The organism is Streptomyces humidus (genome assembly GCF_014649655.1).
In the GTDB taxonomy this organism is placed as follows: Bacteria; Actinomycetota; Actinomycetes; order Streptomycetales; family Streptomycetaceae; genus Streptomyces; species Streptomyces humidus.
The window spans coordinates 354,576-365,825 of the sequence record NZ_BMTL01000003.1 but is presented as its reverse complement, the minus strand read 5'-3'; the positions used below and the strand labels follow the sequence as shown (position 1 = coordinate 365,825).

Sequence of the window (11,250 nt, the reverse complement as noted above, 5' to 3'; positions counted from 1 at the left end):
GCACGACCCATGACCGGGACGTGAACGCGGCGAAGAACCTGCTGGCCGCCGGACGGGCGGTATCGGCCTGTGGAGCTGGTGTAAGACCTCAACGGAGAACTCCGGGCGGGCGGTCGGCGATGAAACAGGAAGTCTCACGGCGCGAGCCGTAAGAATCTCCTTCCTTCAGGGAGGAGAGCGTCAACGTGGGATTCAAGCAGGGCACGGCGGGATCTTCCGACCCGACGATCGTCCCCGCCGAAGTCCTGTCTGCCGTCCGCCCGCCCTTTCCCGCAGTTCCTTCGCGCCGCCCTCCGCCCTTTTCGGCCGACGACCCCTTGACATCGCGCCACTGCAAGGTTTCTGAGGAATTGCAGCAAGAGCCTTCGAGGGCGAAGGAACCCCGCAGGGCACGCAGCAGACCCTGCTCGAGCGCCCTCGCCCCGGCCGCCGCCCCGGCCGCCGACACGGCTTCGGCTCTGGGCAAGTCCAGCTGCTGAAGCTGCCGGTGAGCAAGGGTCATGAAAATTCTTTCCCGTTCTTTCATGACCCTTGCTGTAAAGCTTGCGTCGGCGATACCGTCGCGCGGGCGCCCGGCGACGCAGTCGCCCCGGGCGCAGGGGTCGGACCCAACTGAGCCGCAGCCGCAAGGAGTTCCCACCTGTGATACCGAGAAGGCCGGCGCCCGGGACGCGCCGAACCGCCCACGCCGGACGAGTGGCCGCCGTCACCGTGGCCGCCCTGACCGCCGCCCTGGTCCAGCCGCTCGCCGCGCGGGCCGACGGACCGCCCCCGCCGCCCTCCGACGCGAAGCTCGCCGCCGCGCCCGCCCGGCACGACGACACCCGTGAGCAGTTCTACTTCGTCATGCCGGACCGCTTCGCCGACGCAGACCCCTCCAACGACCGGGGCGGTCTCACCGGCTCGCGGCTGTCCACCGGATACGACCCCACCGACAAGGGCTTCTACCAGGGCGGCGACCTCAAGGGCCTGACGAGCAGGCTCGACTACATCAAGGGCCTCGGCACCACCGCCATCTGGATGGCCCCCATCTTCAAGAACCAGCCGGTCCAGGGCACGGGGAGCAACGCCTCGGCCGGCTACCACGGTTACTGGATCACCGACTTCACCCAGGTCGACCCGCACTTCGGCACGAACAAGGACCTGGAGAGCCTCATCGCCAAGGCGCACGCCAAGGGCATGAAGGTCTTCTTCGACGTCATCACCAACCACACCGCCGATGTCGTCGGCTACGCGGAGAAGTCCCACGACTACCTGTCCAAGGGCGCGTTCCCCTATCTGACGAAGGACGGCGAGCCCTTCGACGACGCCGACCACGCGGACGGCAGGACGACGTTCCCGGCCGTGGACGCGGACTCCTTCCCGCGCACCCCGACGGTCCCCGCCGCGAAGAGGAACGCGAAGGTCCCCTCCTGGCTCAACGACCCCACGATGTACCACAACCGCGGTGACTCGACCTATGCCGGCGAGTCCACGACGTACGGCGACTTCTCCGGGCTCGACGACCTGTGGACCGAGCGTCCCGAGGTCGTCCGCGGCATGGAGAGGATCTACCGGCGCTGGGTGCGCGACTTCGACATCGACGGCTTCCGGATCGACACCGTCAAGCACGTGAACACGGAGTTCTGGACCCAGTGGGCGACGGCCCTGGACGCCTACGCGGCCGAACGGGGCCGCGACCACTTCTTCATGTTCGGCGAGGTCTACTCCGCCGACACGTCGGTCACGGCCCCCTACGTCACCCGGGGCCGTCTCGACGCCACGCTCGACTTCCCCTTCCAGGACGCGGCCCGCCAGTACGCCTCCCAAGGCGGCAGCGCGAAGAAGCTCGCCTCCGTCTTCGCCGACGACTACAAGTACACGACCGACAAGGCCAACGCCTACGAGCAGGTCACCTTCCTCGGCAACCACGACATGGGCCGCCTCGGGCACTTCCTGCGCCAGGACAACCCGAGGGCCACCGACGCAGAGCTCCTCGCCAAGGACGAATTCGCCAACGAGCTGATGTTCCTCAGCCGCGGCAACCCGGTCGTCTACTACGGCGACGAGCAGGGCTTCACCGGCTCCGGCGGCGACAAGGACGCCCGCCAGACGATGTTCGCCTCCAAGGTCGCCGACTACCTCGACGACGACGAGATCGGCACCTCCCGCACCCACGCGAGCGACGCCTACGACACCTCCGCCCCGCTGTACCGGCAGATCGCGTCCCTCGCCGCGCTCCGCAGGGCCAACCCCGCCCTCACCGACGGCGTCCAGACCGAGCGCTACGCGGCCGACGGGCCCGGCGTGTACGCCTTCTCCCGCAACGGCGTCGGCAAGGACACCACCGAGTACGTCGTCGCCTTCAACAACGCCGGCACGTCGAAGGACGCGACGTTCGAAACCGGTTCCGCGAACACCGCGTTCCGCGGGATCCACGGCACCCGGGCCACCGTCACCGCGGGCGCCGACAGGAAGATCACGGTAACCGTTCCCGCGGGTTCGGCCGTCGTCCTCAAGGCGGACCGCAGGCCGGCCGCCCCCGCCACCGGGCCGACGGTCACGCTCCACGCCCCCGCCGCGGGCGCCACCGGCACCGTCGAACTCGCCGCGGACGTCACCGGCGGACAGCTCGACCGGGTCGTCTTCGCCGCCCAGACCGGCAACGGCAGGTGGCGGACGCTCGGCTCCGCCGACCACGCCCCCTACAAGGTCACCCAGACCATCGGCGCCGATGTGCCCCCCGGCACGCCCCTGCGCTACAAGGCCGTCGTCGTGGACCGGGCGGGCCGCACCGACAGCGCCACCGCCGCCTCCACCACCGGGACGCCGCCAGCCGAGGAGGTCCCCACCGCCTCGTCGCGCGACTACGCGATCGTCCACTACAAGCGCACCGACGGGGACTACGCCGACTGGGGCCTGTACGCCTGGGGCGACCTCGCCGACGGCGAGGCGACCACCTGGCCCGCGAGCCACCCCTTCGCCGGCCGGGACGCCTACGGCGCCTTCGCCTACGTCAGGCTGAAGCCGGGCGCGTCGAGTGTGGGCTTCCTCGTCATCGACAAGACTGGCGACAAGGACGTCTCCGCCGACCGCACGATCGACGTCACGAAGACCGGCGAGATCTGGATCGAACAGGGCAAGGAGGCGGTCGTCACGGAAAGGCCCGGCTACCCCGCCCAGGACACCGCGAAGGCCGTCCTGCACTACCACCGCGCCGACGGGGACTACGACGGCTGGGGTCTGCACGTCTGGACGGGCGCCGCGAACCCCACCGAGTGGTCCGAGCCCCTCCCGCCGGCCCGGACCGACGCCTACGGCGCGGTCTTCGAGGTGCCGCTGGCCGCAGGCGCCACCAGCCTGAGCTACATCGTCCACAAGGGCGACGACAAGGACCTCGCCTCCGACCGGTCGCTGGACCTCACCGCGGACGGGCACGAGGTGTGGCTGCTGAACGGACAGGAGAAGCACCTGCTCCCGCAGCCGGCCGGCTCCGCCGCCGCCCTGGACCTCACCACCTCCAAGGCGGTCTGGATCGACCGGGACACCGTCGCCTGGAACGGCTCGGAGGCCGCCGCCTCCACGCAGCTGCTCTACAGCGGTGAGGGCGCGATCGCGGTCGAGGACGGCAGGCTCACCGGCGACGCCAAGTGGCTGCGGCTGACGAGGACCGCGCTCACCGACGCCCAGAAGGCGAAGTACCCGCATCTGAAGGGCCACACCGCCTGGTCCGTCGACCCGCGCGACCGGGACCGGGTGCGCGAGGCGCTGACCGGTCAGGTCGTCGCCTCCCAGCGCACCGTCGACGGGGGCGTCCTGGCGGCGACCGGCGTCCAGATCGCGGGGGCGCTGGACGACCTGTACGCGGGCGCGACCGCCGCACGGCTCGGCCCGGTCTTCCACGACGGCCGTCCCACGCTGTCCGTCTGGGCGCCGACGGCGCGCAAGGTCGCCCTGGAACTCGACGGCTCCACGGTCGCCATGCGGCGCGACGACGCCACCGGCGTCTGGTCCGTGACCGGCCCCCGATCCTGGAAGAACAAGCCCTACCGCTACGTCGTGACGGTGTGGGCGCCCAGCGTGCGCGAGGTCGTCGTCAACAAGGTGACCGACCCGTACTCCGTGGCCCTGACCGCCGACTCCGCGCGCAGCCTCGTCGTCGACCTCCACGACCGCTCCCTCGCCCCCGCCGGCTGGTCGAAGCAGGCCAAGCCGAAGGCGGTCCCGCTGCGGGACGCCCGCATCCAGGAGCTGCACGTCCGTGACTTCTCCGTCGCGGACCCGACCGTCCCGGCGAAGGACCGGGGCACCTACCTGGCCTTCACGAACCGCGGGAGCGACGGTTCGAGACACCTGCGGGCGCTGGCGGCCGCGGGCACGTCCTACGTCCACCTGCTCCCCGTGTTCGACATCGCCACCATCCCCGAACGCAGGGCCGACCAGGCGACCGTCGGCTGCGACCTCGCCTCCTACCCGGCGGACTCCGAGAAACAGCAGGAATGCGTTTCCGCGATCGCCGCGAAGGACGCCTACAACTGGGGGTACGACCCCTACCACTACACGGTCCCCGAGGGCTCCTACGCCACCGACCCGGACGGGACGGCTCGCACCCTCGAGTTCCGCAGGATGGTCCAGGCGCTGAACGGCGACGGCCTCAGGGTCGTCATGGACGTCGTCTACAACCACACCGCGGCGAGCGGCCAGGCGCCGACCAGCGTCCTGGACCGGATCGTCCCCGGCTACTACCAGCGGCTCCTCGCCGACGGCTCCGTCGCCACCAGCACCTGCTGCGCGAACACGGCCACCGAGAACGCCATGATGGGCAAGCTGGTCGTCGACTCGGTCGTCACCTGGGCCAAGGAGTACAAGGTCGACGGTTTCCGCTTCGACCTCATGGGACACCACCCGAGGGCCGACATACTCGCGGTGCGCAGGGCGCTGGACGCGCTGACCCCCGACCGGGACGGCGTCGACGGCAGGAAGATCATTCTCTACGGGGAGGGCTGGAACTTCGGCGAGGTCGCCGACGACGCCCGCTTCGTGCAGGCCACCCAGCGGAACATGGCGGGAACCGGTGTCGCGACGTTCTCCGACCGGGCACGCGACGCCGTCCGCGGCGGCGGCCCGTTCGACGAGGACCCGGGAGCGCAGGGCTTCGCCTCCGGGCTGTACACCGACCCCAACTCCTCTTCGAGCAACGGAACTTCGGCACAGCAGAAGGCCCGGCTGCTGCACTACCAGGACCTCATCAAGGTCGGCCTGTCCGGAAACCTCGCCGCCTACCGTTTCACCGGCGACGACGGCAAGGAGGTGACCGGCGCCGACGTCGACTACAACGGCGCCCCGGCCGGCTACGCGGCCGCGCCCGGCGACGCCCTCGCCTACGTCGACGCGCACGACAACGAGTCGCTGTTCGACGCCCTTGCCTACAAACTGCCGGCCGGCGCCACCGCCGACGACCGCTCCCGGATGCAGGTCCTGGCCATGGCCACCGCCGCGCTCTCCCAGGGGCCGGCGCTGTCCCAGGCCGGCACCGACCTGCTGCGCTCGAAGTCCCTCGACCGCAACTCCTTCGACAGCGGCGACTGGTTCAACGCGATCCACTGGAACTGCGCCGACGGCAACGGCTTCGGCCGCGGACTGCCCCCGGCCGCCGACAACGCGTCCAAGTGGCCATACGCCAAACCCTTGTTGGGCACCGTCAGGGTGGGCTGCCCGCAGATCACCGCGGCCTCCGCCGCCTACCGCGACCTGCTGCGGATCCGGACGACGGAGAAGGCGTTCTCTCTCGCGACGGCCGCGCAGGTGCAGTCGGCGCTGTCCTTCCCGCTGTCCGGCAAGGAGGAGACGCCCGGGGTGATCACCATGCGGCTGGGCGACCTGGTCGTCGTGTTCAACGCGACGCCCGACGCGCAGGAACAGACGGTCACCGCGCTCGCCGGGACCGGCTACCGGCTGCACCCGGTGCAGGCGGCCGGCGCGGACCCGACGGTGCGCTCCTCCTCGTACACGAGGGAATCGGGCACCTTCGCCGTTCCGGCCCGCACCGTGGCGGTGTTCTCCCGGACGACGCATTAGCGACGACGCACTGGACAGCGGCACTACCTTGGTGGAGCAGGCCTCGAACCCGGTCTGCTCCACCGGCGAGTCCGAGGCTGACCTGATGAGCGTCGACGCCAGACCGACAGACACGACGGTCCTCGTCGTGGACCACACGGCCGCCGGCCGGTTCGCCCTGGGGACCGTGCTGCGCCGCGCCGGTCACCAGGTCGTCGCGGTCGGCACCGGCCACGAGGCACTCGCCGAACTGGACGTGAGGCTGCGCAAGGGCGGCCTGCCCGACGTGGCCCTCGTCGACGTGGAGCTGCCCGACATGAGCGGCTTCGAACTGCGCCGCCGGCTCAAGGCCAGGCCGCACATGGCCGGTGTGCCCGTCGTGCACTTCTCGGCGGTCGGGGCGGAGCCCGGCGACCCGGGCGACCCGGCGGAGGCGCCGGACGCGGGCGGCGACGCCCGACTGACGCTGCCCGCCTCGCCGGGGGAGATCGACGCGGTGGTCCGCGCGGCGGTGCGCGCCGCGCGGCTGCGGGCCGACGACCAGGCGGCGGCCCGGCGGCTGACCCTGCTGTCCGAGGCGATCGTGGCCATCCAGTCGGCCCGCTCCCCGCAGGAACTCGCCGACGCGGCGGCCGAGGGCGCGGCCCGGCTGACCGGCGCACCCGCCGCGGTGTTCGTCCTCGGGCCGGACGACGAGCTCTACCGCGGCGCCCCCCGCAGCCGCACCTCGCTCGCGCTGCCGGACGCGGACGCCCACCGGGCCGTGGTCACGCTGCTGCGGCGGCTCACCCACGGGCAGGCGGGGGTGCGGATCACCACGGCGTCCGCGCCGCTGTGGCCGGCCGGGTTCTTCCGGCCGGGGATGCAGCACGACGCCCGTCTGGTGCTGATCCCGACCCAGGACGGCCGGGGCGCGGTCTGCGTGGCCACCCCGACCCGCGGGGTGCGCCGCGTGGACCCCGAGCGCGAGTCCCTGCTGGCCCGGCTCGCCCAGGCCACCGCGCTCGCCGCGGAGCCGCTGCTGATGTACTGGGCGGAGCGGCACGTCGCCCTCACCCTGCAGCACAGCTTCCTGCCCCAGCCGCACCGGCTGCCCGAGCTGCCGGGCGTCGACGTCGTCGTACGGTATGTGCCCGCGTCCCACGAGACGGAGATCGGCGGCGACTTCTGCGCCGCCCTGCGCGCCGGTGAGGGGGTGCTGGTCGCGGTCGGCGACGTCGTCGGGCACTCCCTGGAGGCGGCCACCGTGATGGTCGAGATCCGCCACGCGCTCCGCGCCTACTGCGTCGACGAGAGCGATCCGGCCGTGCTCGCCGAACGGCTCGACCGGATGCTCCAGCTCTACCACCGCGGTGTCTCCGCGACCGTCTGTCTGGTCCTGCTCGACCCCGGCACGGGACGCGCCCGCGTCGCCAACGCGGGCCACATACCGCCGCTGATCGTCCGGGACGGCCGCAGCGCCGACTACGTGAAGGCGGCCGGTCCGCTGCTCGGCCTCGGCCTGCCCCATCCGCCGCCCACCGAGCTGTTCCTGGAGCCCGCCGACCGGCTCCTCATGGTCACCGACGGACTGATCGAGACCCGTGGCACCGACCTCGCGGTGTCGATGGAGCAGCTGCGCGCGGCGGCCACCGGCGCCATGCCGGGCCTGGACGCCCTGTGCGACACGCTCCTGAGCTGCTTCGGCCACGACCGCGAGGACGACGTCGCGATGCTGGCCCTGCGGCTGACGGACCAGGACCTTTCCTGAGGTCCTAAACTGAGCCCTCTCGAACTGGAACAGGAGCGCCCATGCCGCAGATCACCGTCGAAGTCTCCTCCGGGCTCGGCCACGTCGACTGGCGCGGATTCGCGCTCGAACTGCACCCCCTCGTCGTGGAGACGGCGGCCGCGCGGCTGGAGGCGTGCAAGACGCGGGTCCTGCGCACCGAGGCGGACGTGGTCGGGGCCGTCGCGGCGGACGGCGACGGGGGCCCGGCGATCGTCAACCTCACGATCGCCCTGCTGGCCGGCCGGACCGACGAGACGAAGGCCCGGCTCACCGAGGCCGCTCTGGAACTGCTGCGCAAGCACATCGCGCCGGTCGACGGCGTGAGCCTGCACGTGTCCGCCGAGGTCCGCGACCTCGACCCCTCGTACCGCAAGTACGAGGCCTGACCGCTCAGGACGCGAGGGCGATCAGCCGGGTGGCCAGGTCGGCGAAGGGCCCGTCCGCCGGCTCGCCGCCCAGCACGGGCCGCAGCAGCGTGCGCAGCTCGTCGTCGTAGGCCGCGCTGACGGCGGTCAGCGCGGCGAAGTCGTGCACGAGCTGCCGTTCCAGCTCCTCGCGCGGGATGCGCCGCCCGTCCAGCCAGATCAGCGCGGTCGATTCGGCGAGCGAGATCCAGGAACGGACGACCAGTTCCAGCCGCGGCGGCGGATCGGTGACGCCCAGGTGCGACAGGATCTGTTCGTAGGCGATCTGGCGCACGGAGTCGACGAGCGCGTTGGTGGTCGACGAGCCGACGGCTGGGCCGCCGCGCATGAGGGCGGAGAAACCGGGGCCGTGCGCGTCGACGAAGTCGAAGAACCGGTTCATCACGCGCAGCAGCCGGGAGCCCAGCGGCCCCTCGTGCGGCTCGGTGAAACGGCTCGCCAGATCCTCCGACGCCCGCTTCAACGCGGCCTCGTACAGGCTGAGTTTGCCGGGGAAGTAGTGGTAGACGAGGGGGCGCGAGATGCCCGCCGCGGCGGCTATCTCGTCGATGGAGACCTCGTCCGGCGAACGCTGGGCGAACAGGTCGAGGGCGACGCCGATCAATTGCTGCCGACGCTCCTCGACTCCCATTCTGCGACGGACCCCGGTAGTCATACGAACACCTTACCGATCGAATCCGGACTCGAACGGGCCGGATCGGTTCAGCTGTTCCCCTTGATCCGTCGCCTCCGCGATCACCTGCCCGGCGTGAGTCGCTCACTCCGCGCCCGCGAGCCGCAGATCGGCGTCGGGTCGCCGCACACGGCGTCGGTGAGCAGCCCGTCACGGCGCCCCGCCCCGCCCGCCGGCACCCTCTGCCGCCGGATCCCGCGGAAACCCCGCTCGCACCGGCATCGCGGTACGGCTGCCGGGAGCGCCCGCCGGCCGAACCGTGTGCGGGAACGCGCGCCGGCGAGCTGTCAGCGCAGCCCGATGATCGGCCGTCCGTTCTTCAACTCGCCCTCCAGGCCCGCCTGCGCGCCCTGCTTCGCGGCCACCGTCAGCAGGTTCCCCTGCCCGGAGCCGCGCACCCCGCCCGTCGCCCGCACGGATGCCGTCGCCTCGTCGCCGGCCGCGAGGAGGTACCAGTGGCCGCCCTTGGACTTCCACAGCACCCCGGCCAGCACATGCGGATCGCGCGGACCGCAGGCGGGCACGTCGCCGGCCTTCGCCACGGCCGTGCCGAACAGCCCGCCCGGCGTGTGGAACTGGGCCAGCACCCGGTTCCCGTCGCCCCGCCAGGTCTCGGCCCTGGTGCACACCCAGGCCGCCGAGCCGCTCCCGTCGGGCAGCGGCTGGCGCGCGTAACCCCACGCGTTGACCGTCCGCACGCCCTGCGCGCGCACGTCGGCCAGCGAGCACGCGAACGGGGCCCAGGTCCGCAGCGCCTGCGCGCCGGACGCCTCCCGTGCCGAGCCCGGAGGCCCCGCGGTGAGGCGGGCCGGGACGAGTTCGCCCAGGTCGCTGAGGAGGTGACCGCCCGAGGCGTCCGTCAGCTCGAGCACGTTCCACGTCGTGCACGCGCCGGTCCGGGTGGCCGGGCTGGCCAGCGGCGAGGTGATCCCGTCGGTCAGCGTCAGGTCCATCGACCCGGCGCCCGGCTTCGACAGATCCCGCTCGACGGCCTTGGTCACCCAGGGGGCCGTGAGATAGCGGACGTTGCCGTCGGCCCGGTCGAGCACCAGCGCGCCCGCCTCGGCCCCGGTCGCGCCGTCGGCCCGCGCGAGGTCGAGAGCCGCCCCGGCCGTGCTGTCCTTGGGCTCCGCGTAGCGGGCGATGCGCAGTCCGTCGTAGAGGATCACCACACGCGCGTTGCCGATCTCGCCCGCGTAGAGGAGCTGCGGCGGGCCGGCGGGGCCGCCCGCGGGCGTCTCCGGAGTGGCGGACACCTGGACGGCCTCCCCCGGGCGGGCCCAGACGGCGAGCGCGCGGCGCAGCAGCGTGGTGTCACGAGTCAGTGCGCCGCGCGCGGGCCACACCGAGAAGTCGGTGCGGGCGGAGGTCTTCCAGACGGCTGGGGAGATCTTCACCAGCCGCCCGGGGTCGAGGGCGGCCTCGGCGGCCGGGTTCCGCGCGTACACCGGGGCGGCCGCGCCGTCCGGTCCCCAGCCGTCGCCGGGCAGCGCGACCAGCGCGCCGCACACCGCCAGCGCGGCCGCCGCGGCGAGCGCGGCCCTGGTGTGCCGGCGGCGGCGCATCAGATCGGTGGGCCGTGCCTGCAGCACGCAGGGGTCGAACTCGGTGGATTCGGCGAGCAGCGCGTACTGCGCCGCCGGGACCCCGGCGGCCTCCCGGAGCGCGGACTCGACCCGCTTGACGCCGGCTTCGGTCAGCACCTCGCGCACATCGCCGTCGGGGAGCCGCTCCAGGCCGCGCAGGACGTAGGCGGCCCGGGCCGGCCCGGACAGGGCGGCGAGCCGCTGGTCGAGGGCGAGTTCGTCGGCGCCGCCGGGGCGGGGGAACAGGCGCAGCCCCCACACCAGGGGGAACAGCGGCGGCAACTGCGCCCGCTTGGGCCGGGCCCGCAACGTCAGCGGCAGCCCCGCCTCCAGCGCCGCGCGGACCACCTGGAGACGCACGTAGGCGTATCCGGGGTCGCCGTCGCGGCCGGTGGACTGGGCCGGGATGACGGGAGCGGCGGACCGGCCGCGCGGCAGGGCGCGCTGGACGAGGGCGTGCGCGGTCAGGACGCGCCGGCCGTGGCCGAGGCGGGGCGGCAGCACGAGATAGGCGAGCCGGACGAGACGCGGGTAGTGCTCGACGAGAGCGGCTTCGGCCTCCTCGACGTCGACGGTCCGGTCTGAGCCGGATCCGGCTGCGGGGCGTGGGGCGACATCCTGTGGCTGCACGTTCAGCAGAACGAGCGAGACGTGCGATGGTCACAACGCCCGGCCCGGACCTGCTCGCAGCCCGGCCCGCCGGGCGTACCGCCTGCCGTGCTGCGTGCCGTTCCCGGGGCGTCGCACGGGCCGGCACGT

5 protein-coding genes and 1 pseudogene are annotated in these 11,250 nt (G+C 72.7%); 4 read left to right on the top strand and 2 right to left on the bottom strand.

Translation table 11 applies throughout. The annotated features are described in order from the left end of the window. From IE239_RS41810 to IE239_RS05070, 4 genes and pseudogenes are all read left to right on the top strand, one after another. Window positions 1–152 (top strand): annotated as a pseudogene (locus IE239_RS41810) (RNA-guided endonuclease TnpB family protein); the annotation flags it as partial. Between the two features lie 490 nt (window positions 153–642). Then, window positions 643–6,057, top strand: coding sequence for a pullulanase-type alpha-1,6-glucosidase (pulA, locus tag IE239_RS05080; RefSeq protein ID WP_190148031.1), 5,415 nt, complete (start codon window positions 643–645; stop codon window positions 6,055–6,057). 85 nt (window positions 6,058–6,142) lie between these two features. Then, window positions 6,143–7,786 (top strand): fused response regulator/phosphatase, encoded by a 1,644-nt coding sequence (locus tag IE239_RS05075; RefSeq protein WP_190148054.1) that lies wholly within the window; start codon window positions 6,143–6,145, stop codon window positions 7,784–7,786. Window positions 7,787–7,827: 41 nt separating this feature from the next. Beyond that, window positions 7,828–8,193, top strand: coding sequence for a 5-carboxymethyl-2-hydroxymuconate Delta-isomerase (locus tag IE239_RS05070; protein WP_190148030.1), 366 nt, complete (start codon window positions 7,828–7,830; stop codon window positions 8,191–8,193). Between the two features lie 4 nt (window positions 8,194–8,197). On the opposite strand, the gene IE239_RS05065 is transcribed toward IE239_RS05070, so the two are convergent. Both IE239_RS05065 and IE239_RS05060 read right to left on the bottom strand, forming a co-directional pair. Further along, window positions 8,198–8,887: a TetR/AcrR family transcriptional regulator gene (locus tag IE239_RS05065; RefSeq protein WP_190148029.1), complete on the bottom strand. Its 690-nt coding sequence runs from the start codon at window positions 8,885–8,887 to the stop codon at window positions 8,198–8,200. Between the two features lie 305 nt (window positions 8,888–9,192). Further along, on the bottom strand, window positions 9,193–11,121 hold the full coding sequence (locus IE239_RS05060; protein ID WP_190148028.1) for a hypothetical protein: 1,929 nt from the start codon (window positions 11,119–11,121) through the stop codon (window positions 9,193–9,195). Window positions 11,122–11,250 lie beyond the last annotated feature (129 nt).

Bases quoted from the DNA above. Each gene is read 5' to 3' on its own strand.
- IE239_RS05070 (WP_190148030.1), top strand. From the start codon at position 7,828: ATGCCGCAGATCACCGTCGAAGTCTCCTCCGGGCTCGGCCACGTCGAC.
- IE239_RS05075 (WP_190148054.1), top strand. From the start codon at position 6,143: ATGAGCGTCGACGCCAGACCGACAGACACGACGGTCCTCGTCGTGGAC.
- IE239_RS05065 (WP_190148029.1), bottom strand. From the start codon at position 8,887: ATGACTACCGGGGTCCGTCGCAGAATGGGAGTCGAGGAGCGTCGGCAG.